This is a genomic window from Serratia quinivorans (genome assembly GCF_946227985.1).
In the GTDB taxonomy this organism is placed as follows: Bacteria; Pseudomonadota; Gammaproteobacteria; order Enterobacterales; family Enterobacteriaceae; genus Serratia; species Serratia quinivorans_A.
This window is the reverse complement of sequence record NZ_CAMKGL010000003.1, coordinates 26,973-53,308: the sequence shown is the minus strand read 5'-3', so window position 1 is coordinate 53,308 and position 26,336 is coordinate 26,973. Positions and strand designations below refer to the sequence as shown.

24 protein-coding genes and 1 pseudogene are annotated in these 26,336 nt (G+C 52.9%); 14 read left to right on the top strand and 11 right to left on the bottom strand.

From position 1 onward, the window contains the following. Window positions 1–6: 6 nt before the first annotated feature. From queF to OCH02_RS11655, 7 genes are all read right to left on the bottom strand, one after another. Window positions 7–849, bottom strand: coding sequence for an NADPH-dependent 7-cyano-7-deazaguanine reductase QueF (queF, locus tag OCH02_RS11685; protein ID WP_261431402.1), 843 nt, complete (start codon window positions 847–849; stop codon window positions 7–9). Then, window positions 827–1,723 (bottom strand): queuosine precursor transporter, encoded by an 897-nt coding sequence (locus tag OCH02_RS11680; protein ID WP_261431401.1) that lies wholly within the window; start codon window positions 1,721–1,723, stop codon window positions 827–829. Before OCH02_RS11680 ends, queF begins: the two co-directional genes overlap by 23 nt. After that, window positions 1,724–2,338, bottom strand: coding sequence for a helix-turn-helix domain-containing protein (locus OCH02_RS11675; RefSeq protein WP_261431399.1), 615 nt, complete (start codon window positions 2,336–2,338; stop codon window positions 1,724–1,726). Between the two features lie 546 nt (window positions 2,339–2,884). Beyond that, window positions 2,885–4,180 carry a cytosine permease gene (locus tag OCH02_RS11670; RefSeq protein WP_012146893.1) on the bottom strand — a complete coding sequence of 432 codons (1,296 nt, stop codon included), beginning with the start codon at window positions 4,178–4,180 and terminating at the stop codon, window positions 2,885–2,887. Window positions 4,181–4,199: 19 nt separating this feature from the next. Beyond that, window positions 4,200–4,889, bottom strand: coding sequence for a helix-turn-helix transcriptional regulator (locus OCH02_RS11665; protein ID WP_261431398.1), 690 nt, complete (start codon window positions 4,887–4,889; stop codon window positions 4,200–4,202). Between the two features lie 25 nt (window positions 4,890–4,914). Continuing rightward, complete coding sequence (locus tag OCH02_RS11660) at window positions 4,915–5,325, bottom strand: GNAT family N-acetyltransferase (RefSeq protein WP_261092618.1); 411 nt, start codon at window positions 5,323–5,325, stop codon at window positions 4,915–4,917. A 463-nt stretch (window positions 5,326–5,788) separates the two neighbouring features. Further along, window positions 5,789–5,917, bottom strand: coding sequence for a hypothetical protein (locus tag OCH02_RS11655; RefSeq protein ID WP_261431397.1), 129 nt, complete (start codon window positions 5,915–5,917; stop codon window positions 5,789–5,791). Window positions 5,918–6,274: 357 nt separating this feature from the next. On the opposite strand from OCH02_RS11655, the gene OCH02_RS11650 reads away from it, so the two are divergent. Genes OCH02_RS11650 through OCH02_RS11625 form a run of 6 tightly spaced genes read left to right on the top strand, consistent with a single transcriptional unit; the run spans window position 6,275 to window position 13,585 of the window. Continuing rightward, window positions 6,275–8,809 (top strand): DUF2169 domain-containing protein, encoded by a 2,535-nt coding sequence (locus OCH02_RS11650; RefSeq protein WP_261431395.1) that lies wholly within the window; start codon window positions 6,275–6,277, stop codon window positions 8,807–8,809. Beyond that, the gene (locus tag OCH02_RS11645) at window positions 8,806–9,876 is read left to right on the top strand and encodes a pentapeptide repeat-containing protein (protein ID WP_261431394.1); all 1,071 of its coding nucleotides are present in this window, start codon (window positions 8,806–8,808) and stop codon (window positions 9,874–9,876) included. Before OCH02_RS11650 ends, OCH02_RS11645 begins: the two co-directional genes overlap by 4 nt. 9 nt (window positions 9,877–9,885) lie before the next feature. Further along, a complete protein-coding gene (locus OCH02_RS11640) occupies window positions 9,886–10,491 on the top strand; it encodes a DUF3540 domain-containing protein (RefSeq protein ID WP_261431393.1) in 606 nt (201 codons plus the stop codon). Window positions 10,492–10,501: 10 nt separating this feature from the next. Next, window positions 10,502–10,894, top strand: a complete 393-nt coding sequence (locus OCH02_RS11635; RefSeq protein WP_261142951.1) for a DUF4150 domain-containing protein — start codon at window positions 10,502–10,504, stop codon at window positions 10,892–10,894. Window positions 10,895–10,940: 46 nt separating this feature from the next. Next, a complete protein-coding gene (locus OCH02_RS11630; RefSeq protein ID WP_261431392.1) occupies window positions 10,941–13,250 on the top strand; it encodes a type VI secretion system Vgr family protein in 2,310 nt (769 codons plus the stop codon). An 11-nt stretch (window positions 13,251–13,261) separates the two neighbouring features. Further along, window positions 13,262–13,585, top strand: a complete 324-nt coding sequence (locus OCH02_RS11625; protein ID WP_261431391.1) for a hypothetical protein — start codon at window positions 13,262–13,264, stop codon at window positions 13,583–13,585. Window positions 13,586–13,648: 63 nt separating this feature from the next. On the opposite strand, the gene OCH02_RS11620 is transcribed toward OCH02_RS11625, so the two are convergent. Then, window positions 13,649–14,530, bottom strand: coding sequence for an alpha/beta hydrolase (locus OCH02_RS11620; RefSeq protein ID WP_261431390.1), 882 nt, complete (start codon window positions 14,528–14,530; stop codon window positions 13,649–13,651). A 151-nt stretch (window positions 14,531–14,681) separates the two neighbouring features. Continuing rightward, entirely contained in the window at window positions 14,682–15,182 is a 501-nt protein-coding gene (locus tag OCH02_RS11615; protein WP_261431389.1) for a fimbrial protein, read from the bottom strand. A 107-nt stretch (window positions 15,183–15,289) separates the two neighbouring features. Here OCH02_RS11615 and OCH02_RS11605 point away from each other — a divergent pair. After that, window positions 15,290–16,420 (top strand): annotated as a pseudogene (locus OCH02_RS11605) (RNA-guided endonuclease TnpB family protein). A gap of 65 nt (window positions 16,421–16,485) precedes the next feature. On the opposite strand, the gene OCH02_RS11600 reads toward OCH02_RS11605, so the two are convergent. Next, on the bottom strand, window positions 16,486–17,457 hold the full coding sequence (locus OCH02_RS11600) for a fimbrial protein (protein ID WP_261431387.1): 972 nt from the start codon (window positions 17,455–17,457) through the stop codon (window positions 16,486–16,488). A 125-nt stretch (window positions 17,458–17,582) separates the two neighbouring features. Further along, the gene (locus OCH02_RS11595) at window positions 17,583–17,876 is read right to left on the bottom strand and encodes a hypothetical protein (protein ID WP_261431386.1); all 294 of its coding nucleotides are present in this window, start codon (window positions 17,874–17,876) and stop codon (window positions 17,583–17,585) included. A 660-nt stretch (window positions 17,877–18,536) separates the two neighbouring features. Here OCH02_RS11595 and OCH02_RS11590 point away from each other — a divergent pair. The 7 genes from OCH02_RS11590 to OCH02_RS11560 all read left to right on the top strand — a co-directional run bounded on the left by OCH02_RS11590 (window position 18,537) and on the right by OCH02_RS11560 (window position 26,303). Then, window positions 18,537–19,058 (top strand): fimbrial protein, encoded by a 522-nt coding sequence (locus tag OCH02_RS11590; RefSeq protein ID WP_017893980.1) that lies wholly within the window; start codon window positions 18,537–18,539, stop codon window positions 19,056–19,058. A gap of 78 nt (window positions 19,059–19,136) precedes the next feature. Continuing rightward, a complete protein-coding gene (locus OCH02_RS11585; RefSeq protein ID WP_261431385.1) occupies window positions 19,137–19,682 on the top strand; it encodes a fimbrial protein in 546 nt (181 codons plus the stop codon). Window positions 19,683–19,728: 46 nt separating this feature from the next. Beyond that, window positions 19,729–22,305 (top strand): outer membrane usher protein, encoded by a 2,577-nt coding sequence (locus tag OCH02_RS11580; RefSeq protein WP_261431384.1) that lies wholly within the window; start codon window positions 19,729–19,731, stop codon window positions 22,303–22,305. An 82-nt stretch (window positions 22,306–22,387) separates the two neighbouring features. Further along, the gene (locus OCH02_RS11575) at window positions 22,388–23,158 is read left to right on the top strand and encodes a fimbria/pilus periplasmic chaperone (RefSeq protein ID WP_261431383.1); all 771 of its coding nucleotides are present in this window, start codon (window positions 22,388–22,390) and stop codon (window positions 23,156–23,158) included. 87 nt (window positions 23,159–23,245) lie between these two features. Further along, the gene (locus OCH02_RS11570; RefSeq protein WP_261431382.1) at window positions 23,246–23,884 is read left to right on the top strand and encodes a fimbrial protein; all 639 of its coding nucleotides are present in this window, start codon (window positions 23,246–23,248) and stop codon (window positions 23,882–23,884) included. A gap of 60 nt (window positions 23,885–23,944) precedes the next feature. After that, entirely contained in the window at window positions 23,945–24,499 is a 555-nt protein-coding gene (locus OCH02_RS11565) for a fimbrial protein (protein ID WP_261431381.1), read from the top strand. A 76-nt stretch (window positions 24,500–24,575) separates the two neighbouring features. Then, on the top strand, window positions 24,576–26,303 hold the full coding sequence (locus OCH02_RS11560; protein WP_261431380.1) for a PglL family O-oligosaccharyltransferase: 1,728 nt from the start codon (window positions 24,576–24,578) through the stop codon (window positions 26,301–26,303). The last annotated feature ends 33 nt before the right edge of the window (window positions 26,304–26,336 follow it).

Genomic DNA, 26,336 nt, shown 5'->3' with positions numbered 1-26,336 from the left:
GAACGGTTATTGCCTGATCAAACGACCGAGGGTCGGCACCGTTTCAAAATCGCTGCGGAACGGGTTGATGTCCAGCCCGCCACGGCGGGTATAGCGGGCGAACACGCTGAGTTTCTCCGGCTGGCAGCTTTGTTTGATGTCGTTGAAAATACGCTCGACACACTGCTCGTGGAACTCATTATGCTGGCGGAAGGAGATCAGGTAGCGCAGCAGGCGCTCGCGATCGATTTTACGGCCCTGATAGTGGATCACCACGCTGCCCCAGTCCGGCTGATTGGTTACCAGACAGTTGGATTTCAGCAGGTTGGACGACAGCGTCTCCGTCACCATTTCCGCCTGTTCGCTGGTGGCACCAATCAGATATTCCGGTTTGAAATCAAAGTCATCCACAGCGATATCCAGGCCATCGATATTGATGCCCGGTAGGGCGTCGATCTGCGCTGAATAACCGTCTAACCCCGGATACAGCTTCACCCCAACCTGACCATTTGCGGCGTGCGACAGATCTTTTTGCATCGCGGCGCTGACCTGTTCCACGCTGTCGAAGCGCGTCTGGTTAAAGCTGTTGAGATACAGTTTGAATGATTTGGACTCGATCAGGTTGGTGGACGAATGGGGCAGGGTAAATTCACCAATGCCCACCACCGGTTTACCTTTGGCGTTGAGCCAGGAAAGTTCGAAGGCGGTCCACAGGTCGAAGCCGCTAAATGGCAGTTTGCGTTCATCCACGCCGATCAAATCGCGGCCGCGTGCGCGCGGCAGGGCTTCGAGCAATTCGGGAGCATACTGGTCCGGATAATCGGAGTTGGCGCCAAGATGGGTGATTTTATCTTGTTTTTTGATATGCATATTCATTGCTCCTTGCAAGATCGGTATTGATATAACGGTTAAACAGGCTACGGGCGGCGTATATCGGCCCGACACCCACCAGGGCGTAGACCACCTTAATCAGGAACTGCGACAGGATCATGGTTTTGATGATGTCCCAGCTCAAAACGTTGTAGAACGCCAGGGTACAGAACACCAGGCTGTCGATGGCCGAGGCCACCACGGTGCTGGTGATCACCCTTACAAACAGATAGCGAGAGTTGGTCAGCTCTTTGATTTTGCACAGCAGGTAGGAGTTGACGTTCTCGGAGATTAAATAGGCGGCAGATGAGGCCACCAGCACCGCCATGATGCTGTGGACGATACCGTCATAAGTCTTGCTGAACTCCCACTGTGGAATGCTCGGTACCAGCGTGGTTGCCCAAACGCCCAGCACAAAAATCAGGTTGGCCATAAACGAAATGATAATGGTGCGCCTGGCCAGCCGCAGCCCATAAAATTCGTTCAGAATATCCACCAGGATAAAGGTCAGTGGGTAAATAAATATTGCCGGGGGCGTGATGATGTTCAATGCAGCAATTTCAATCGGTTTGACGCCGCACAGGGTTGAGAAGATATAAATCACGCTGAGTGCCACGGTAATGATCAGGTAGGCGTACCAGGATCTTTCATGGCGATCGCTGAGCTCATAGGCGGTTTGCTGCTGGTTGTTGCCGTAGATTTTGCGATACAGTGCCTGTAGCTCATGTCTGCTCAAATCTTCCGATATGTCGCTGTCGGCCAGCTCATTGAGCCCCATGGTAATGGTTTTGCCGGTGGCTAATACCATGACATTGGCAGCCAGAGTGCCATGCCGGGTAAAGCCCAATAGCTTGAACTTTTGATTCGGTTCCATTTATAGCCTTTCTCCAATGATATAACCCAGGAATTGCACGGTATCCTGATGATTTTTCTCCATGCCGTTTTCTTCTTTGTCGTTAACCACAAAGAAGCCGTATTTTCCCGAGTGATACAATAAAGGCGAATCGCAAACTAATACCGGCGGGCGTTTTATAATAATGACCTCGCCTGGGATAAATGAACCTTTTATTTCGGTCTCTATTCGCATTGCTACCATATTTGACTCATCGCCGAAGAAATAAGTCAAAGGGAACTCTGTGACCAGTTGGCCGATCTTCTTGCTGGCAACCGCTAAAAAACGCGACTGCGGAATAACAGGAATTGCGGAAGGGTTTTTATTGCCTTCGGTGGACAGTGTTTCATTGAGCAGCTCCAGCTTTTCCAGATCATAGTCTTCGATCTCTTCGCAGGAAACGCCAAAGAAATCTGAAATCCGGTTAACCGTAGCTTGCTGCACGTTGTTGACCCTTCCATCGAGGATCTTGTAGATAGTCGTGCGTGTCAGGCCAGTACGGTTAGAGAAGGATGCCTTGGTTTCGCCGCGGGTGCGCATCAGATATTCAATATTCTTAATGATGTTGCTTTTGCGCTGGGCGTTAGTGGTCTTCATAAGCATTCCTTACAATATTCTGGCCGGGTTTACTATATCGCACGCGCTGATATTGTCCAGAACTGGCACCGGAAGAAGGACGGTAACCGGCTGATTAATCTTTGAAAACGTATGTTCAACGGCCTCGTATCACACCCAATGATGATTCCATGCTATCGAACCTAAAGGAAAAGAAAGGTAATTAAATATAAATCAATTGCTTAGACGGTTAGCCGAGAAAAGTGAACACAAAAGTGGGTTTTGTGTCTACTTTTGTGTTGACCACGGTGCTTTTTGTGAGCTACTGTTCATTCATATTGAAGTGTTTCTTGACGGTCAAAACAGTTAACAAGAGATTGTCCAACAACTTCTATAATAAAAGCTCAGGGAGGGAGGCGTTTCCATTCTCTGGGTATTAAAGGATGTTTTTGCTACCGACACCAGGGAATTCCAATTAGGTTTCAGCTTTAAAACCGCAGTTTTTAGTCCCCCAAATCCTCATTCCATTGTATTACCGCTCACCCGTTGCAGGAGAGTGGTAATCGCATTTCGTCGCTTGCCGCCGGGTCAGCTTTGCGCTGGAGCCGGTTTCTGCGAACGATTCAGCGCCAACTTGAATACCCAATACAACAGGCTGGCGGCCAGCAATGAGTTGATGGTCGGCACGCCCCATTCGGTCACTAACCCGACGATGCTGCCGGCAATGCTGGCGACGATCGCTGCCCAGCCAATGGTCGGCGTCTGGTCGGGCAGTTTGCCTTCCCGGCGGCTGTCATCCAGAATTTTACGGTGAGTCCGCAGCAAGTAATAATCCACCAGCATCACGCCGATAATCGGCGGGAACACCACGCCCAGTACCGTCAGGAAGTCGACGAACCGATCCAGGATCCCCAGCACCGAAAGCGTTGTGCCCAACACGCCAATCACCAGCGTGGTGGCGGTGTATTTCAGCCTTTTACCGGTCATGCCTTCAACCGCATTGACGATGCCCAGTGAAGATGAATACAGGTTGAGGTCATTGACCCTTAAGGTAGAGAATACCACCACCAGCAGGCCTGCCCCCCCGGCGACCTGCGACATGATGGTCACGACATCCGCCGTGCCGAGCGTTTTGGCGATCAGCAGCGCCAGACCGTTCACCACGAACTCCCCGGCGACAATGGTGAGCAGGGTCACGCCAAACACGTGCTTGCCGTTCTTGGAGTATCGCGTCAGGTCGGGGGTCATCAAGCTGGCAACGATGGCGCCACCGACCACGATGGTGATGCCGGCACTGATCGACAGTGGCTCACCTGGCGGCATTAATTGAATAATTTCCGGCAGATTATGGCCGGTGAGGGTGATGTAAGAGATATAGGCTACCAGCATAATAAACATCGGTACCGCAATCCGGGCGGCGATACGTAATGCCTTGAAGCCAAAGGCCACCAGTATGGTCAGCAGGGTGCCGGACAGGCCGGCTGCCAGACCAAAGCCCAGCTTATTGCCCAGCGCGAAATCCAGCGACTTGGCGAAGATGGCGTTCTGTATGCCAAACCAGCCCAGCAGGCTGACGGCCACCACCACGCCGATCAGCACCGAACCCAATCGGCCAAAACCGCACCAGCGGGCCAGCAGGCTGCCGGAGATCCCTTCGCGCATCCCCGCCAGCCCGAGGCCGTAGGTCACTACGCCAAAGATCAGGCTGCCGACGAAAATAGCGGTAAAGGCATCGAACAGCGTCATTGAGTGGCCCAATACGGCGCCCAGCATAAACTGATCCAGCGCGGTCAGCATGCCCATATGCACAATGGCCACGCTTAAAAACGAGACTCTTTTATCCTGAGGTACCCGGGTTAACGGATAGTCTTCAATTTTGATCACGATGAGGTATTCCTTGCTATTAAATAAACTGAATGCCTTTAGCTATCAGGCGATCGGGAATGTAATTGTCCAGATGCGCATATTTGCAAAATTCTTCAAACTGCTGCTGTGTATGGACGTCAGATTTTTGATAGATGTTATATATTCTGTTTTCTATGGTTTTATTGCTGATGTTGTATATTTTGGCGATCTCTTTCACCGACAGCCGTTGCAACATTAAAAATATCACGTCAAGTTCGGCACGGGTGAAAATAGTGCTATTGGTTTCTGTGGTCAGAACGCTGGGTTTTTGTTGATTGATAAATTTCAGCGGAGATAAGGTGTTGAGCGGTTTGGCGTTCCACATCACCCCAACCACTTCTTTTTTATCGTTGTAGATCGGCAGTTTTTCGCTGATAAACGGGGTCAGACTGTCTTTCCCGTACCAATAATGCGTTTCTATCACCGCAACCCGTTCCCGCGAGACCTCTGTCATTTTGTCATGTTCAACAAAATCGGCCGCGCATTCGGCCCAGTCGGCGGGAAATTCGTCGTCCAGCTTACCGGCTACATCAAAATCGAGTGGCGTGTTGGTATAGAGGTAGGCGGCATGGTTCATGTAAATATGACGGGATGCCAGATCCTTAATGCCCCATGGTTCACGTAAGTGCTCCATCATGGCAATCAGACCTTTCAAATAAAATTCATTATTTTTATCGGGCGAATCCATTCTGACCTCTCCGATGACAACCGGATTAAATCTCTTTTGCCAGGTAGTGGCGCGTATGCTTCTTGGCATAGCCGCCCAAGTTGCCGTACAGCTGATAGCCCAGTTTTTCGTAAAAGCCGCGGGCCTGGAAGTCGAAGGTATCGACATAGGCCATGTGGCAACCGCGCTTCCTGGCCTCTTCTTCTGCCTGGAGCATCAGTTGACGGCCATAGCCGCTTTTACGATGTTGGTCGCTGACCCAAAGATATTGCACTTCAAGCCCACCCCACCAGGTTCTGGCCACCAGCCCGGCAACGATTTTACCTTCGTCATCGGTCACGGTCAGGAACAAGGGGTGGATATCAACGTGTTCGGTTTTTTCATTATGAGCCCAAAGGCTGTCGATAACGAACTCTTCATCTTGCGGATTTGGCTGGTCGGTAATATTGATTTTCATGGATGTGATATAATTCCCTGTGATAATAATGTCTTTTTGCAATTAATTTGAAGCTTGCTAACGGCTTTAACTATCACTTTTCGTAATGTATTACAAGGGTGTTTTTCACCCGTTCCCGTCAGGGGCCCAAGCGTTTATATTAACTGTGACGAGGCTAGAAAATAGCGTGATACGCGGTAATAAATAGCGGTTAGCCTTGCTCAGTCAATCTATTCCTATTGTGCCTCACCAGGGCCTCATCCAGGAAATACATTAGCTTTTCAGGCTCCACCGGTAGAGCAAGCCAACTTGCCAAAGGGGAGCCGCTATCTTCAGCCTTCTAATGAATCTGCGTTGAAATTTGCTACTGTGCGTTGTCGATCGTCGGCCGACGGAGTGCAGGGTATTAGCGGCTGCTTGTCAGAGGGGAGCAGAGGAGGTTGAGGCTATTGTATTGTTTTAATGCGGGGATAACACTGACGATTCAATTCAGTTCGTCGTATTTCAAAATAACCTGTATGGCTTTATCAAACAGAGCCTGAATGATGTATGCTCCTATCCTTTTATTCCCCCCCCCCACGCCTTCCAGTTTAAAATGTATATCAATATCCATGGGGTGCTACCTTATATTGTTAATATAATGGAGTTCCGCTTATTAGTAATAGAAGCTACTTTGGGTTAATGCAAAAAAATAGCAGATCAACACGGCTAATTAGGAATAATCTTAATTTTTGATTTATCAGTCTCCGCCTTTTTAAGCAAGGGCTCAAGACCGAAAAGCGTTGGCCCCGCTGGCGCTTGGCCTGTGGGCGCCTGGCGCAGTGGCTGTCTTTTACTCTCTGACATTGGGGAATAATCATTTATAACACTCATCTTGCACTCATTGGGTTAATGCGATAGAAACCTAGACAGATGTATTATCCCCCTTTTTTAAGCGCGTTCATTAACTGGCTGCCTAAAGGCGCATTATATGAAGATTATTAAGCCGCTGCGTCTGAGCGTATTAAATCGACCTTTCCGCCAGCAGGGTAAAAATTATCTCGGCGTTTCTGTGATGGCACTGCTGGATATGAGCCTAACGCCCCAGCTACGTCCGGAAGTGGAATTATGGCAACTGGCGGCGGAAGAACTGCAAACCAGCGGCGGCGTCATTGATGTGGCCATACCGAAAGTCCGAGCTGAATTTCTGGCGACGGGTAATGCTTATACCCAGCATCAGAAAGAAAAAAATAGCTGCGCAGTGCGCATTGACGTGGGGAACCTCAGCAAGACCCTGTTGGCTTTTGGCGATCGTTTCTGGTCTGGTTCGCAGCCGACCCCGCCACGCAATTTTGAGTCAATGCGTCTCGACTGGAGCCGTGCTTTTGGCGGTGCAGGATACGAAGAGAACCCTCATGGTATTGGCGCCGTGGAAGAGCTGCACAACGGCGTGGCTTATCGTCGCCTGCCGAATATCGAACCGCTACACCAGCGTATGACCTCACAGCGGCAGCAGCCCGAGCCGGTAAGCTTTGGGCCGTTGGACATGACCTGGCCGCGTCGTTTTAAGCGCATGGGCAAAGCCTATGATGCCAACTGGCTGAAGAATGACTTTCCAGGCCTGGCCCGCGACGCCGACTGGCGTGTATTCAATGCCGCCAGCCCGGATCAATGGTGGCCGGAGCAGGGCGAGTTGCCGCCTGAAGCCGAGTGGCGCATCTGGAATATGCATCCGGAAAAGCCGCTGCAGTCGGGCAAGCTGCCGCCATGGCAGGCGCGCTGCTTTATCAACCGTCAGCGCGGGGATGAAACGCTGTTTGAAGAGATTGCGCTGCGTGCCACCACGGTCTGGTTCTTCCCGCATCGGGAACAGATGATGCTGATCTGGCAGGGCAGTTGCCGCATTAATGAGGATGATGCAGCGGATGTGCTGCAACTGATGCCGGCGCTGGAGAAAAACGGCACCACTCGTTCGGCCAATCACTATCGCAAGGTGCTGGCCCAGCGGCTGGATAAGGGGAAGGGGGCGCTGTTTGCTTTCCGTGAAAAAGATTTGTTGCCGGAAGAACTTATCGGTCCCTGGATCGACAGCGAAATGCAGCAAACAGACAGCCCGATGCAAAACAATATGCAAAACCGGGTAAGTAAAATACGCGAACAGCACCGCGCCAGGCTTGAGGCTGAAGGGCGGGACGTTAACGAGCTTCTGGCGGATATTTCGCTGCCAGAGATGCCGAGGCTGGATGAACTGCCGGAGTTTGTCGAACGACTGGAGCGCCAGGCTGAGGAGATGAAAGCACAGGCCGAGGCGCGGCAGGCTGAGGTGGAAGCCCGCCAGGATGCTAAACAGGATAATCGACCGCGTGGCCCGGAATCAATGCACCGTATGCAGGAAATGTTGCATCAACATGCGGACAGCATGACGGCGAAGAAATTGGCGCAGAGCCGGGAATCGCTACACCAGATGTATCTGATGGCGGTCCAGCATCAACCGCCGGCGCAACGCATGACGGGGGATATCGCCCGGATTATTCGCCAGCGCGCTTCGAACACCATGGCGTGCGGAGGAGACTTTAGCGAGTTGGATTTCACCGGCGCGGACCTCTCCGGCATGGATTTTCGCGGCGCTAATTTCCGTAAGGCGTTGCTGGAAAGCGTCGATCTCAGCGGCTGTCAGTTGGACGGCGCTGATTTTAGCGAGGCGATGTTGGCGCGGACCGATTTGCGCAACAGTTCGCTGCGTGAATGCAATCTGACCAAAGCCAGCCTGGCGTTGGCCCAGTGCCGACAGACCGATTTTAGCGGTGCCAACCTGACGGAAACCCAACTGGATGATGCCCTGTTTGAAGACTGTGACTTCAGCCGTGCCACGCTAAAAACGCTGTTGCTGCGCCAGGTCGGTGTTAGCCATTGCCGTTTCCATCGTGCCGAACTGGAGGAGTGTATCGTTATGAATTTGACGCTGCCGCAGCTCGACTTCAGCGAGGCCAGACTGCGTAAGACCGTATTCCAACAGTGCGAGTTGCAGGCAGCGATCTTCAACGGTGCGTGGCTTGAAAGCTGTAACTGGGTGGAGAGCAAACTGCCGTACGCCCAGTTTAAAGCGGCCAGCCTGCTGACCTGCGCAGCCGTAATGGAGAGTGACTTAAGCGGCGCGGACTTTAGCGAAGCAACGCTGAAAGAAAGTAACCTGCGCCAGGCTTTACTTACGCAGGCGAACTTTACGTTGGCGAAGGTGGAGAACAGCGATCTCAGCGAGGCGGACTGCCAGAAGGCGAATTTCACCCGCGCCAACCTGGTCGGGAGCCTGTTGATCCGCATTGATTTCCGCCTGGCCAATTTCACCGGAGCCAACCTGATGGGCGCACTGATGCAGAAAACCCAACTGGGCGGCGCGGACTTTACCGCGGCCAATCTGTTCCGTGCCGATCTGTCACAATCCTTTATTAATAGGGAGACGCGGCTGGACAACGCCTATACCAGCCGGGTGAAAACGCTGCCGAAGCGGGATGAGGAGCTGTCATGACGACGCTGAGCGCGGCAGAGCTACAGCAGAAAATAAAAAATGGCGAGATGATTAACGCCTGCAACCTCGATGGTCTCGAGCTGGAAGGATGCGACCTGTCCGGCGGAATTTTTCAGGATGTCTCACTGCTGGGGGCGAACCTGCAGGCGGCCAATTTACATGAAACGGTGTTTAATGAGTGTCTGTTGAATGGGGTGACGCTGAGCGGCGCCCGCATGCAGCAGAGCGTGTTTAACGACTGTGAAATGACGGCAATCAGCGCCTGCGACACGCTAATGGCGCAGTGCATCTTTAATCATTGTGAGCTTGGCAACGGCGATTTATCCCGCAGCAGGTTCGACGCTTGCCAATTCATGCGCAGCCCGCTATCCGGCAGCTGCTTCAACCAGTCAACGCTGGAACGTACGACCTTCTTCGAGAGCTCGCTGGATGAGGCGCAACTGGAGCAGTGCCAGTGCCTGCTGACGACCTTTTTCAATATCGACTTGCGCACTACCCGTTTGGGCCACAGTCAATTCGACCGGGCCGTCTTTTTCAACTGCGATCAGCGCGGAAAAAGCTATGCCCAGCAGCACTTTAGCGGCTGTCAGTTTACCGATAATCAGCTCGACGAGGTCGATTTTAACGGGGCGCAGCTGACGCAGTGCAATTTCAAAGGCGCTTCGCTGAGAAAAGCTCAACTCCGTAAGGTGAACGCCAGCCAGGCGCTGTTTATGAGTGCGGACCTTACCGGGGCCAGCTGCCAGGGCAGTGTGTTTGATCAGGCGTTGTTTATCGGTGCCAGGTTACAACAGGCCGATTTTAGCCATAGCCGCCTGTTCCAGAGCATTTTGCAGCAGGTGAAGGCCGAAGACAGCAACTTTGCCCTGTGCGACCTGACCTACAGCGATTTCACCCATGCTGATTTGCGTCGGGCTGATTTCCGCAGTGCCACATTTTCCCGCACCCGGTTCCATCGGGCGCAGCAGGAGGGGGCCCATTTTTCCGATCGCCGGGGCATCCTTGAGTATGACGAAGAGTTACTGGCTGCCGAGGCCTGGAGCCTTCAGCATCAGAGCCGCCGTTAAGGAGAGAAGATGAACAATATCAATCACAAACTGCTACAAGCGGCAGCACCGCCACTGCAGTGTGCAGGCGTGGTGACCCACTGCTTTTCCAACGGCAGCCTGAGCGTGGAGAGTGAAGGGCGCGGCTGGCACTGCCGGCGTGCCGCCAGCTGCGTTATTGCCCCTCAGACCGGGGATCTGGTGCTTATCACCAGCGTGGATAATCAGGTGTGGCTGCTGGCGGTGCTGGATCGCGCCAACCCGGAAATGGCCGAACTGAGCGTACCGGGCGATCTGCATATCCGCAGCAGCGGCGAAATCAACCTCAGCAGTGAAGCGCTGCGCATCAGCGCCAGCCAGGGCGACTGCCATATCAGCGAAATGCAGTACAGCGGCGACAAGCTTTCCGCCTGGGTAAGCCTTTCGCGCATGGTGGGAAAACACACCGAGTCAATCTGGCAAACCATCACCCAGGTGAGCCATAACCTGCTGCGCACCACGCGCCAGACGGAGCAGGTACGTGCCGGCCAACTGGATATGCAGGCTGACGATTACGCGCGTCTGCATGCGCAAAATACCGTTATTACTTCGAAGGCAATCACCAAAGTGGATGCCGAACAGATCCATATGGGCTGAGGAGGCCGCGATGTTTGCCAACTGTCAACTGATGGGTACCGATTTGGCCTTTCCCGATGTCTGCATGACGCCGATGCCGACCCCAACGCCGATACCTTATCCGGATATCGCGCTTGGGCCAACGGCGGTCCCCAACGCGCTGAATATTCTGTTTATGGGCATGCCTGCCCATAACATGGCAACGGTGACGCCGCTGACCAACGGGGATAATCCCGGTGTTGCCACCGGCGTGGCGTCAGGCACCGTGATGGGGCCGTCGCGGCATCTCACCGGTTCCTTTACCGTGCTGCTCAAAGGCACACCGGCGACGCGCCTGACCAGCGTCAGCCTGCAGAATTCAACCAATGCCGTGGGGATGCGTGCGGTACCCAGCCAATTCAAAGTACTGATGCTGGCTCCATGAGTGGCAGAGCGACATAACGCAGTCTTAGTTATAGGGGTAAGAAGCTATGTTTGACCGTATCACGGCAACAACGCCTGCGGGTGAAGGAACGCTGAAGTTCTGGAAACTTAGCGGAGAGGAAGTGGTTTCGCGCTCATTTGAATTGAGCGTGACGATGCTCAGCACCAACGCGCGCCTGGACCGCAGGGCCATGCTTGGTCAGCCGATTACCCTGACTATCCCAACTCAAGGGCTGCTTGCTGCGCCACGCTATCTCAACGGAAAAATCACCAGGGTCAACGTTCATAGTGCGGATATTAATGGTGAGCGTTACGTGGTTTACACGCTGACCATGGAGTCGGACCTGTGGCCGCTGAAGCGGGACCGCAACCAACGTATATTCCAGAACCAGCGGGTGCCGGACATTATCAAAACGGTGCTCGACGAATATGGCGTGCAGATGGAGAACCAGCTCACTGGCAACTACCGCAATTGGGAATATTGCGTGCAGTACCAGGAAAGCAGCTACGACTTTATTTCACGCCTGATGGAGCTGGAAGGCATTTATTTCTTTTTCCGCCACGAGTCGGGTAAACACACCATGGTGCTGTACGACGCCTCTCAGCAGCACCAGCCGTTTAGCGGTTATGAGGCCATTCCTTACCATGCGACGCCTTCCGGTGGCAGTACCAGCGAAGAGGGGATCGGCCAGTGGGCGATATCCGAGCGGGTGACGCCGGGGATCTACAGCATCGACGACTACGATTTCCGCAAGCCCAACGCATGGCTGTTCCAGGCGCGACAGAACCCAACCTCACCCTCACCGGGCCAGATTGACTACTACGACTGGCCGGGGCATTTCGTGGAACACAGCCACGGCGAAACCTACGCTCGGGTTCGCCAGGAGGAGTGGCAGGCGGAGCATCAGCGCATCGACGCAACGGCTACCGCGCTGGGCATCGTACCGGGGTGTACCTTTGCCCTGCTAAACCCGCCGTTTGCCAGTGACGGCGGAGAGTATCTGGTACTGAGTGCGCGTTACGATTTTGAAGAGAACAGCTACGCCAGCGGGGGAGAAGAGGCGGTACACCGTACCGATTTTGTGGTGATCCCGGCGAGCACGCCGTTCCGTTCAGCGCAACGTACCCCGTGGCCGCGGACCCATGGCCCGCAAACGGCCCGGGTGGTGGGGCCGCAGGGGGAGTCTATCTGGACCGATAAGTACGGTCGGGTGAAGGTGAAATTCCACTGGGATCGCCTGGCGAAAGGGGATGAAAGCAGCTCCTGCTGGGTGCGAGTCTCCAGCGCCTGGGCAGGCCAGGGTTTCGGCGGCGTGCAGATCCCGCGAGTGGGGGATGAAGTGGTGATTGATTTTATCAATGGCGATCCGGACCGTCCGATGGTCACCGGCCGAGTGTATAACGAAGCCTGTATGCCGCCGTGGACGCTGCCCGCCGGTGCGACCATGATGGGCTTTATGACGCGATCCAAAGACGGCCACAGTGATAATTCCAGCCACCTGTTTTTCGAAGATAAGGCAGGCTCGGAGATGGTGCAGCTGCATGCCGAAAAAGATATGAATATTTCGGTGGAGAACGATAAAACGGTGACCGTGGACGGCAATCGCACCACCACCATCCAAAAAGATCAGAAGGATGAGGTGTTCGGTAACGCTATCTTCCAATTCCACGGTATGCGCACCACGACGGTCGACAAGCCGGAAACCAAAACCTTTAAGGACGGCGAAAAGGTCACTATCACCAATGGCCGGACGTCGGATATTACCAGCGGCGGAGAAACGCTAACCATTAAGGGAAAGCGGAGTATCGATACGGACGGTACAGAGAATCAACATGTTACCGGCAAGGTGACCCGCACCTATGACGCAGGCATGGACTCGTTCCTCACCGGGGATCGCTATGACAAGGTCACGGGAAAACGCCATAATATCGTCACCCAGGATGTGACTGACGAAATCTTGGGGGGGCGGGTACAGACCATCACCAAGGATGCCAAGACGGACATCCTGGGCAGTTGGACGCAGACGGTGCAAGGCGGGGTATCCATCACCTCACCGAAAATGATCACCATCGACAGTGCGGAAAAAGTGAGCATCAAGACGCCGCATGCCTTTGAATACAAAGATCATAAAGAGTCCGCTTCCATGTTTTCCTTTGATTTCACAGCGGCGAAAATTGTTACGGAAGGCTATTCTATGAGCGTGACTGCGAGCGGCAAGCTCGGGTTGACCAATATGAAATTTGATAAGACAGCCTTTGATCTTACCACCACCGAGGGGCGTGTAGCTTTTATCGATGCGATGGCTCATGTCGGGAAGATAATGTCATCATTTAACGGTCTGACTATGTTCGGCTAAGGGACGAATCGATGAAGTTTGCGATTATTATTTCAGTGATTCTTACAGTAGGCGTCATTGCCTATATTGTTTATCTGTTTAACCGTGATCATAAAATCCAGACACTGGGGCGGGATATTCAGGCTCGGGTGGAGGAGGTCCATTACATCAGTTCAAATGATAACGGGACCACCAACATAAAATACCGCCTTTCATGGCATGAAAAGGGGATGACCAAGCAGGTAGAAGGCAAGGAAACCATTCCCGCCTTTTACTCTTCAAAGATCCAGAAAGGCTGTGAGGTTGAGATCAAGTATCTGGACGATGACCATATTTCGTTTGTTTTCGATAAGTAGATAATAAAACGTCTTCGTAAACAGAAAATTAAGATCATCGCCATATTAGCGGCATGGTGTTATTCAGTCGCCTGCTGCTACCTTATCCAATGCCGGCGCGATGGCCGCATTGAACATGCCGCCGTGATCCAGGCCTGGCCATTCCCGGAAGTCTACCTTAAGCCCGTTCAGCGTCGCCAGCCGTTCGGCCAGACGCTGAGCGGCGTCGGCGGGGAGCGGTTGCTGTTTGATATTGGGCGGCGCACTACGCATTTTCTCACCGCCGCCGGTCCACAGCCACAGATGGGCGGACATGGTTGGATGCCGATCAATAACCCGCTGTGCTTCCTGCAGGATAAAGCCCTTTCCCCACCACAGTGAAGGTTCGACGGCGACGTAATTTTGGAATGCGGTTGGCTGGGTTAACAGCGTATGCAGCACGAACAGGCCGCCGTAAGAGTGCCCCCACAGCGTTTGCCGTTGAGGGTCAATGTTCACCTTCGCCGCCACTGCAGGTTTAACCTGGTTTTCGATCAATTTCAGAAAGGCATCCGCCCCACCATTGGCCGGCGTGTAATCTTGGCTGCGGCCTTTGGCATCGATGCGCAGATCGTTGTCATAACTGAGCAACACCAATACCGGCGGCTGTTTTTGCGCGGCAAGCCGGGCCAATAAGCTGGCGTTCAACTCCATCAGCACCGCATTGCCGTCCAGAAAGTAGATCGCGGGATAGCCGGCTGTCGGCGGGACAATACGCGGCTGCGCTATGCGAATGCGATAACGGCGTTGGCCGTCCGCCGAAGTGATCGGCAGGTCGCTGAACTGATAATCAGGTGAGGTCGTATCGGCAACGGTCACGCCAATCTTACGTTCCAGATCGGGCCTGGCCTGCGCCAGCATAGGGGAGCCCACGCCGATAACCAGCGTGAAAACCAAGGTAAGACAGCGAAGATAAGAGGATGGCATGCTGAGCCTATTCACCTGAAAAACGTCGATATTAACATTTCATCGGCAAATGGGTGACATGGCTATCGGGCTCAGAAGTGAGTTTTCGCGCTTGGGGGCAGGGTACATTCGTTGAATGCCGCCCTGTTTCTATTCCCCCGTTGCCAAAAGCTTAAAAATAGTCGACCAGCATTGTGGCACCACTGGTAAAGTCGCCGTCCTTCAAGGCAAGCGCGGAACTTTTAACCGGTACGGCGTCCAGGGTTGGCGGCTTGGTATAATCAATACTCAAGGGTGTATTGATATTGAATGCCTTACCGTCCGCCAGCAATTTTATGCCCAATCCACTAATGTTGCTGTTTAAGACATTGGCATCAAAAGCCGCCCCACTGCCCATAATTTTCATCTTTAGCTGTCTGGTGTTGTCCAGAAACTCGCATTTGATGCTGTAGTCCACTCGTTGCATATAACGAGTGCCGTCAATTCGGTTCACGCCCACCTTACCGAAGTCGACATCAATAGTCCGCCCCTCGTTGATCACACAGGGAGGAGGGGCGACCACGGTCGCCGTGATGTTTACCTTGGTACCCTGGTCTACGGCCGATGCAGCGAAGCTGAGTATCGACAAGACAAAAATAAGGCGATGAGGGTACCTTTTTTTCATGGTGATCATCAGAGTGCCTCCGGGAAACCTCGGCCTTCAGGCCGGGGAGGAAAGGAGGCGGTTTTCGAGCTAACTTCTTTTTGTCTTTTCACGATGGCTCCTGTAATTTTGTACATATGAAACGCGCATACAAATACCGATTCTATCCAACAGCCGATCAGGTTGAGCTTTTGGCTCAAACGTTCGGCTGTGTGCGTTTTGTCTATAATTCAATCCTTCGCTGGCGTACTGATGCTTACTATGAGCGCCAGGAGAAGATCGGCTATCTGTAAGCTAATGCGCGGTTAACCGCGCTTAAAAAAGAGCCTGAATGCGCATGGCTCAATGACGTTTCCTGTGTCCCCTTGCAACAATCGCTACGCCACCAACAGACGGCCTTTTCTCACTTTTTTGCAGGTCAGGCTAAATACCCAGCATTCAAAAGCAAACGCCACAAACAGGTCGCTGAATTGACCGCCAGCGCGTTTAAATATCGTGATGGCAAGCTGCATATGGCTAAGAGCAAAGCCCCATTGGACGTACGCTGGAGCCGTGAACTCCCATCCGTGCCGTCAACCGTCACTATTTCCAAAGATGCAGCCGGACGATATTTCGTTTCCTGTCTGTGCGAGTTTGAACCTGTATCACTGCCCATTTCCGCTAAAACCGTGGGCATTGATGTGGGCTTAAAGGATTTGTTCGTTACTGACGCTGGATTTAAACAAGGCAATCCCCGCCATACCGCTAAATACGCGGCTCGCCTGGCGCTACTTCAGCGCCGTTTAAGCAAAAAAGCGAAAGGTTCGAAAAACCGCGCTAAAGCCCGCTTGAAGGTGACCCGACTCCACGCGAAAATTGCCGAGTGCCGCATGGATAACTTGCACAAGTTGTCCCGCAAACTGATTAACGATAACCAAGTTGTTTGCGTTGAATCCCTGAAAGTGAAGAACATGATCCGCAACCCTAAGCTGTCGAAAGCGATAGCCGATGCAAGCTGGGGCGAGTTTGTGCGCCAGCTCGCATACAAGGCTGAATGGGGCGGGCGTTCACTGGTCGCAATTGCCCCGTTTTTCCCGTCCTCAAAGCGTTGTAGTTGTTGCGGCTTCACCATGAAAAAATTGCCTCTTGATGTTCGTAAATGGAATTGTCCGGAATGCCAGACAAGCCATGACCGTGACATTAATGCGGCACGGAATATAAAAGCTGCCGGGCTGGCAGCGTTAGCCCACGGAGAGTCTGTAAATCCTGAATCGCATCAAGCGGCTTAGGTTCGACTCAGTGAAGTGGGAATCCTCGCCATTTAGGGCGGGGAGCAGTCAAATCTGCCTCTGTCTCAAGGTGCGCTGAAAATAAGCGTGGCTGAACCTGATAATGGCCCTGTGGCAATACTGGTATAAGGGACATTGTTTTTTACCGGAACAAAGGTGATGGTGTCGCTCCCCATGCCATTAACGATGCGTGTTCTAAAGCTGTTGTTGGGTTTAACAACCGCATTTTTATAAACCATGGCAACACCGACGTTTGGGTTGCTGGTTTTAATAAAATCGCTCGAAAATCCGGTGGCGTCGCTGACCATGCGAATCAGAATGTCCTGTGTGGCACTTTGGTCATCACATTGATAACTCAGAGCCTTGTCCTGTTTTATTTGTGCGTCACTGACGTTTTGCGTCAGGTAATCCTGCCTGATTTGATCAAAAGCGACGTTAATTTGTTGCCCATTGTTGATGGTGCAACTGGTCGTCACAAAATAGGCGTCGTTGTCGGCAATCAGGCGCCAGCGATAAGGGCCGCATTGTGGGCAGCCTGATTGGTCGTTTGTCTGACGAAAATTGATTTGACCGATAACGTCACCTTTATTGACCTTGATATCTGGCGTAGGGAAACGGTTCAATACGATAAACACCCTGATAGCGACACTGCTGGTCTGCAGGCCAGTCAAATTCAATACGCTTATATTTGAAGAAACTGGAGAATTATAATCTACCCCATTAATAGTCATACCGCTGCCAATCGCCCCAAAAATGGCGGTATTCATTGTCATTGCCGGAGCGTCGGTTTTTAAGTAATCCCACCAGTTGGCAACGTCGTTTTTACAGGTTACCTGGCTCACGTTTACAATTTCATTTTTCCCGTAGGACAGCTGCGGGCCGATTCGCACCCTGACATCAACCGGTGTGTTGGAGCCCCCCGGAGGGATTATTCCGCCATCTGAGGTTCTGCAGGTAAATGCGTTGGCATTGCCAACCAGTAAAAAGAAGGTGGCGGCCAAACAGCAACGTAATAATAAAACGGATGTCTTTCTCACTATAATATTCCAATAATCGGTGGCTAACGATTTTGCTTAACACTCGGTTGTTTTAGATGAAAATAGGCCGCCCGACATGAGTGGGTAGTGTTTTTCATTCTAATAAACAAAAGCTTATCGGCAATTTAAATCGTGACGCCATGGCTGGAGAAAATGGCCGCCGGGTACCATCTGAGGGAGTTTTTTATCGAGCCGGAGGAGACCACAACCTCACCTTTTGCGACCATTTCCAGCAGCAGGTTTCTGGCCCGATAAACCCCGACATCGATGATGTCTGCCAGCTGCCTGGTTGACAGCCATTCATGCTGAGGTGGCACCCCTATGAAAGGGCTGGGTTGAGGGGACTGCGTTAATAAAGCTTGTAGCAGAGCTTGCTGCAACTGCCGGACTTCCTTTTGTTTCGGGGATAACGCTTCCATAGCACTTCCTCTGTATTCCTATTGCTGTTTTCTTTGAAAAAACAAATTTTCTCTATTCGTAGACCTACGTTAATTCCTATAGAAAGCAAACGCCTATCTGTTTTTTGGGGCTGGGAAATAGATTGCTTGCTATCCATTTGTCGCCAGTAGGTATAACGGGGTGATGTCATACTTAAGCCCCATAATTTGGTTTATTATATTCATAAAATGCCAGTTTGCGATCTCATTGGTTGGCAGATTATAAAAAACAGGATTTTATTCCAAGAAAGAATATTTTACGATCTATGAGGCTAAAAATAACAATAAATTAACCTGATACAGGGAATAAATGGCGAATATTAAGCGTGCTTAAGAAAATACTTTTTTTAACGGGAGGCTTTTGCAAGAATATTAATCGCCAACCAAGAGAGGGAGTTTAGGGTTTTGCGGTTTTAACATTCAATGTGTTTACCTATTTGTTATATGTTAATTCATTGGTTTTTTTAAACCTCATCGCCTGGCTAGAACCGGTGATTATATTGCTGTTCGCCCCTGAGTACGGTGGCTTAATTACTCTCAAGATGCTAAGGAATTAGAGCGTTAAATTTCGCGTGTTCGGCACGCTGATGCTCTGCTCTTTATTGGGATATGCATTTTTTTCTTATAAGGAATATAGGTTCTATGAAACTTAACAAAATCATGATGGCTGCAGTGATTGCATTTGGCGCAACTTCTTTTGCACACGCAGCCGATCAGGGACACGGTAAAGTCACTTTCACAGGTTCAATCATTGATGCGCCATGCTCGATTGCCCCTGAGTCCATTGACCAGACTGTAGACCTGGGTCAGGTTTCCAACGTGGCACTGAATGGCGGCGGCAAATCCAATCCTCGTCCATTCGAAATCAAGCTGGAACAGTGCGACATCACTACTCTGAAAACGGTTAAGACCACTTTCAGCGGCGTAGCTTCTGCAACCAACAAAGATCTGTTGGGTATCGCAGGTACAGCCAGCGGCGCGGGTGTTGCCATCTCTTACAATGGTCAGCCAATCAAGTTAGGTGAAGCAACAACGGCTCAGACTCTGAACACCGGCAACAATACCCTGCATTTTGCTGCTTATCTCCAGGGTGAAGGGGCTTCTGCCGCTGTCGTCCCAGGTGATTTTACTTCTGTAGCCGATTTCACCCTGGCTTATCAGTAAGTAACCCCGCAGGTTTAATAGGCCAGGCATGTGAATTATCGCATGCCTGGTTGATCCCCCTGTCAAAGGAATGTCGCGATGTTGTCACAAGGGAATCAGGCCAGTGTCATACTTTTGATATTACTCTCGGTATTGGCCACCGGGCCCAGTTATGCATCCCAAACCCTACAGGGATGGGGCAGGGTCAATATGCATGGCGCTATTATTGATACCGCCTGCGCCATTGCGGCTGGCAGTCGGGACCAAACCATAGATATGGAAACTATTCCTTTAGGACAAATCATCCGTGACGGTCAGGGGATGACTAAACCTTTCAGTATCGAATTGGTGAACTGCATCCTGGAACGACCAGGGAATAAATCCGACTGGAAATTCTTTCAGGTTACTTTTGACGGTTTTGCAGAAGGAACACTGTTCGGTGTTCAAGGCGATGCCCGCGGTGTTGCACTGAAAATTAATGATAGTAACGGGAATATGGTTATTCCTGGTGAGCCATTGCCGATGGAAGAAATAGTTCCTGGAAATAGAACGCTAAATTACTCCATGACGCTGATGGCCAATCATCAGCCGTTGAAAGCGGGAGCGTATTTTTCCACAGTGCGTTTTAAGCTGGATTATTTTTGAATTATCTCGTGCTGACGGTTAATTCGTTTTTGAAAGGACTTTTATTATGCTTTCACCGGCAGGGAAGTTATTTCGTCTTCAGGTACTGGGACTCTGTGTAGCACTTTCGCTGGGCAACCCAGTTGCGTTGGTTTACGCCGCTGCCGAAATCCAGTTCAACACGGATGTATTAGATATTAACGATCGTAAGAATATCGATCTGAGCCAGTTTACGCGCAGCGGCTACATTATGCCGGGCGTCTATACCATGGTGGTACACGTCAATAAAAACGATCTGCCGGAGCAGACGGTGACCTTTTTAGCCCCACCCAAGGATCCTAAAGGCAGCGAAGCCTGCCTGTCGCCGGCATTAGTCAAGCAATTAGGGTTCAAGGAAAAACTGCAAAACTCCCTGAGCTGGACACATGACGGCCAGTGCCTTGATTTGCAGCGTCTGGCCGGAATGGAAGCGCGTGGCGATCTAAGCACTTCATCCTTGTATCTCAATATTCCTCAGGCCTACCTCGAATACAGCTCAGAAAGCTGGGACCCCCCATCACGTTGGGACGAAGGTATTCCGGGGTTGCTGTTCGATTACAACGTCAACGCCCAAACGCAAAAGAATCTGAAAGGGGGCGGCAGCAGCTACAACCTGAGCGGTAATGGCACCAGTGGAGCCAATCTGGGGGCCTGGCGTCTGCGTGCTGACTGGCAAGCCAATCTCAACCACCAGACGGGTTCTAATCAGCCGACTGATAAACAGTTCGATTGGAGCCGCTATTACGCCTACCGGGCTATCCCGGCACTGCGCTCCCGGTTGACGATGGGCGAAGATTATTTGAATTCCGATATCTTCGACAGCCTGCGTTTCTCCGGTGCCAGTTTGCGCTCGGATGACAGCATGCTGCCGCCTAACCTGCGCGGCTATGCGCCTGAAGTGAGCGGCGTGGCAAAAACCAACGCCAAGGTGGTGGTGAGTCAGCAGGGACGGGTGCTTTATGAGACCCAGGTTGCTGCTGGGCCATTCCGCATTCAGGACATCAACGATGCGGTGTCTGGCGAACTGGATGTGCGTGTTGAAGAGCAGGATGGCAGCGTGCAGGAGTTCAAGATGAACACCGCCAGCATTCCTTACCTGACGCGTCCAGGCACCGTTCGCTACAAGCTGGCTGCGGGCAAACCGTCTGAATGGGGCCATCACCTGCGCGGGCCATTGTTTGGCACCGGGGAGTTCTCATGGGGCATCAGTAATGGTTGGTCACTGTATGGCGGGGCCATCAGCGGCGGGGACTACAACGCACTGTCGGTGGGGTTGGGGCGTGATCTGTTGGCGCTTGGTGCATTGTCGTTCGATGCCACGCAGTCACGCGCAAAATTGCCGGAGGACGGCGTAATGACCGGCGGTTCCTACCGTTTGAGTTATTCGAAAAACTTTGACGACTATGACAGCCAGGTCACCTTCGCGGGTTATCGCTTCTCCCAGGAAGATTTTATGAGCATGGGGGAATATCTCGATTCGCGTTATGAGGGCGGACGCAGCGGCAAGAGCAAGGAGATGTACACCATCACCTTCAATAAACAGTTCCGTGAACTGGGGTTGAGCACCTATCTCAACTACAGCCACCAAACCTACTGGGACCGTGCTGCCAACGATCGCTACAACCTGATGGTGTCGCGTTATTTCGACATCGGCAGTTTCAAGAATGTCAGTGCTTCGCTGTCTGCTTATCGTAACCGCTACAGCGAACGCAACGACGACGGGATGTACCTGTCCTTGTCGATCCCCTGGGGCAACACGGGGACGCTTAGCTACAACATGACGGTCAATCGTGATGATAACGCGCACCGCGTGGGTTACTACGACCGGATTGATGAACACAACAACTATCAGATCAGTGCGGGTGCCGCTCGCAGCGGCGCGACAACCAGTGGCTATTACAGCCATGAGGGCGATATGGCCCAGATTAACGCCAACGCCAGCTACCAGTCGGGCCGGTACAGCGCCATTGGGTTGGGGGCACAAGGTGGGGTGACGTTGGCACAGGAAGGCGTGGTGCTGCACCGGATAAATACGCCGGGCGGAACCCGATTAATGCTGGATACCGACGGCGTTGCTGATGTACCGGTACGGGGTTACGGCAGTACGGTGCTGACTAACCGTTATGGCAAGGCAGTGGTGACTGATGTGAACAGCTACTACCGCAACAAGGCCAGCATCGATCTCAACCGCCTTGGGGATAACGTTGAAGCGACCCGATCGGTGGTGCAAGCGACCTTGACTGAAGGGGCCATTGGTTATCGCAAGTTTGATGTGATTTCCGGTGAGAAAGCGATGGCAATCATCAAACTGGCCGATGGCAGTGAACCGCCATTTGGCGCGACGGTGATGAATCGACGCAAGCAGGACACGGGGATCGTCAATGATGGCGGCAGTGTCTACCTGTCGGGCATTAATCCGGGGGAAGTGATGACGGTGCATTGGAACAGCGGCCCGCAATGCGAGATCCAGCTACCGGCATTGCTGCCTGATGAGGTGCTGATGAACACGCTGTTGTTGCCTTGTCATCCGTTGGGAACCCGTAAACCGGTTCAGCCTTCGTCACCTGAAGGAATCAAGGCTGCGCAGGTTACGCCTGTTACCTGACCACATTCAGGGTGAGGCCTGCCTTACCGTTTAACCGCCGGTCAGCCAGGTGCACTGAGGCTGGCTGATAACCGCAAAGAAAATGATGAATCAGACTATGACCAAACAAAAAATCTCACTTTTTGGCACGCTCGCCACCGTTGCCGTGCTGTCCGCCGGCACCATTGCCATGCCCGCTTATGCGGCTATTGCTCTGGATCGCACTCGTGTGATCTTTGACGGTGACCTTAAGACCATGAGTCTCAACATCAGTAACCAGAACAAGCAATTGCCTTATCTGGCGCAGGGCTGGATTGAGGATGAACAGGGAAACAAAATCCAAAGCCCGTTCACCGTGCTGCCACCGGTACAGCGGCTGGAACCCGGTAAACCGAGCCAGGTGAAAATTCAGGCCTTGCCTGCCGCGCGCCAACTGCCGCAGGACCGGGAAACGCTTTATTACTTCAACCTGCGTGAAATTCCACCGCGTAGCGATAAGCCAAACACCTTGCAGATAGCGTTACAGACACGCATCAAGATGTTTTATCGGCCGGGCTCAATAGCACCGCAAAAAAATGCGGCTCCCTGGCAGGAAAAACTGACATTGACCCGGCAGGGTGACAAGTACGCGGTGAATAATCCGACGCCTTATTACGTCACGATTGTTGAAGCCAATGCGCGTAAGGAAGGAAAGGGGATCGCTGCTTTTGAGCCAATGATGGTGGCACCGAAAGCCAGTGCCCCTTTGAACCTGACTACCGCGGTGCTGGGAGAGAGCCCGGTGCTGACTTACATCAACGATTACGGCGGCCGACCGCAGCTGACGTTCCGCTGCACCGGTAGCACCTGTCAGGTTGTGCCTGCCAAAAAATAACCGGAAAAACGCGGTGACTACGGCAAGCAAGGAAGAAACGGTATTAAAGACAGCGGAGTGAAATAAACCATGCAAGGAAAGAGCCCAGTGTTGTCAGGAAAGGCCTATGACCGCCACCAACGCCGCACTATTGGCCTGACGGTGCTCGCCGCGTTGATGCTCCCGCTGACCGCGGGGATGATTTTAATGCTGATGCCACAGGCGCGTGCGGTGGATAACTGGGACGTGGAAGGGGCCAATGGCACTTTGCATGTCTACGGATCGCTGACCGAGAGTGCCTGCAGTTTGGAGATGGCTACCGCGCGACAGGAGGTGTGGCTCGGCGAAACCGGAACGGCGCAGTTTCAGCATCCTGGCGATCGCGGCACGCCGGTGGCGTTTGAACTGAGATTGAAAGACTGCCTGCGGGCACCGGCGAGCAACCGGGATGCCTGGACCGGCGCTTTAGCCTGGAACGGCAGTCAGCCTGCAGTGTCGCTGGCTTTTATGGCGCCCGCCGACAGTAACTTACCGAGCCTGATCAAAGTGTCGGGCGTCACGGGATTAGGGTTGCAGCTGGCGGATGCTTCCGGGTTGCCGGTACGGCTTGGCGCTCGTAATAAACCTGTGCTGCTGACGCCGGGGCAAAACACCCTGACGTACACAGTGACGCCAGTACGCACCCCGGCAACGCTGGGGGCGGGGGCCTATCGCGCGGTGATCGATTTTCGCCTGTATTACGACTAAAACGTTTGAAAACTGTGTGGGTTAAGGGCAAGCGCAATACCGACAAAAGGGAGTGTCATCATGGGCGTGAGAGAAATGTACTGGCGCAGGGCCATCAGGTTGGGCATTGCAGGGGCGATGCTGGCAGGGGTTATCGGCCAACCGGCGGCTGCGGAAGAAAATATGCGTTTTCACGGCACCCTGGTGGCGGAACCCTGCGTGATCCCACCGGGTGAAGAGGAAATACAGCTCGATTTCGGCACCATTGTCGACAAATACCTGTATCTGAATACCCGCACTCATAGTCAACCTTTTGCTTTGCATCTGGCTGAATGCGATCTCAGCCTGGGTAACACGGTTTCGATCACCTTTAGCGGCACGGAAAACACCAAGCTGCCCGGCCTGTTGGCGCTGGATGGCGGCAGTAGTGCATCGGGGGTGGGGATCGGGCTGGAAACCCAGGAGGGTAAAGCGTTGCCGCTCAACAGTGCCAGCGAAAAGTTCCGGCTGTCGGCAGGGAGCAACATGATCAACCTGCAGGCCTATGTAAAGGGAGAGCCAGAGGCAATCCAAAACAAGTCAATCGGACGCGGAACATTCAGCGCGGTAACTACGTTTACCCTGGAATACGAATAGCGAAACCGGCGGGGTTTGCTTGTTTTCCTGATTATGGGGTCGGCGGGTCTTCATTGGTTTTTAGGGTGTGGTTGACGTGTTGCGAAAAAATAAAGGGTTAGTCGCCTGTTTCATCGGCTTGCCGATAGTGTCGTGGTGTTACTTCCCCAATATGGGCGGCGTTGGGTTGAGTCTGCCTTTTAATCCTCTGGTTTATGCCGTTATGGCCGTGATGGTGCTGTTGATGTGGTGCGGCAAGCCGCGCCGTCGTGCCATCGTCTTCACGCCAACCGCCGGGTATTTAACGATGGGCGTGGTTTTGTTATCGGTGCCGCTGGCCTATGCGCCAGCTGTGGAATTTTCTTCCGCAGCATGGCGCGTTGCGGCTCTGCTGGCCGGCTGGATTTTTTATTGCAGCGGGTTGCAGGTTCGCCTGCCTTTTCGTCTGCGCCAACTGGTGCTGATGCTGTTGTTGGTCACCATTGCCGGTCAGGCTGTTATCGCGGTCTTACAGCTGTTTTTACCGGCCTGGAACTGGGTGCCGCTGCGAGGGGCCAGGGTTTACGGCATCTTTCAGCAACCCAACGTGTTAGGCAGTTTTATCGCCACCGGGCTGGCTTTGACGCTGATGATGTGGGTATTGCCGGGCTATGCCCTGATTGCTTCGCGCCGGGAGGCCGTTCGCCGAATCGCTCTTTCCTCACTGTTGCTGCTGTTCTCTGCCGTGCTGGTCTGGATACAGTCGCGCGCGGCCTGGCTGGCAACCCTGCTGGTCGTACTGGGTTTTTGGATGTGTTTCCGCCATCACTTTGCCCGCGGATTACTGAGCGCATCTTTGCTGATTTTGATGGGGGCAGCGCTGGGCGGCGTTGTCATGCTGTGGCCGGATAGCGCAGGCGGCGTGCGTTATATCTCCCACGAGATGTCGAACCAGGCGCGTTTGGCGATGCTGCAGGACACGCTGAAGATGATCGCTGCACATCCGTTCTCCGGTTGGGGATATGGCAGTTTTGAATACGCTTTTCAGCACTTCCGTATTGAACAGGTGCCACCCACGCAGGTGCTGGAAATTGCGCGCCATCCGCACAATGAGATCCTGTACTGGTGGGTGGAAGGTGGACTGGTTGCGCTGATGGGCATGGGTTTGCTGATCCTGGGCGGTGGGCGGCTGATCTTACAGGCGATCGGGCATGACCGCCGTGCCTTTGCGGCCGGATCCGGTAACGCCGGTGAGCCCACCACGCTATGCCTGGCTCTGCTGCCCATGTTGGTACATACCCAGCTGGAATACCCTTTCTATCTGTCGGCCATGCACTGGATGGTTTTTTTGGTGTTGCTGGCGATGGCAGACGGTCTTTCTTGCCGGAGAGTGGGCGTCGTTATTCTTCCGGTAAGGGGGAGGTTAGCGCTGCGTTGTGGCATTGGTGGGCTGTGCGTGGCGGCGGTTGTGATGATGGTGGACATTTTCCGCGGAGGCCTTTCACTGACGCAGGCCGAGCGCAATGGGCTGCGCGATATACAGATCCTGAACTCGATGTCGCCGCTTGCGCGATGGGGGCTGCAGGAACGAGTCAATTTTGATTTACAGACGCACCGCTTACTGGCCTACAACACCCGGCGAGACGACCGTGAACTTTCGCGCTATGCCGTTTGGGCTCGTCATTACCTGACGAGCCGAGTTGACGCCAATGTGTATGCCAGTTTGATTGCCATATTGCGTTATCAGCAGCAAGCGGCAGAGGCCGAAAAATATGGTTTTGACGCTGCGTTGTTGTTTCCCTCCGACCCGCGTTTTCGCCGGTCAAGGGCAACAACGGGCGAGTAGTCACGGCAGGCTATGGCCGTGCTGGACAGGAAT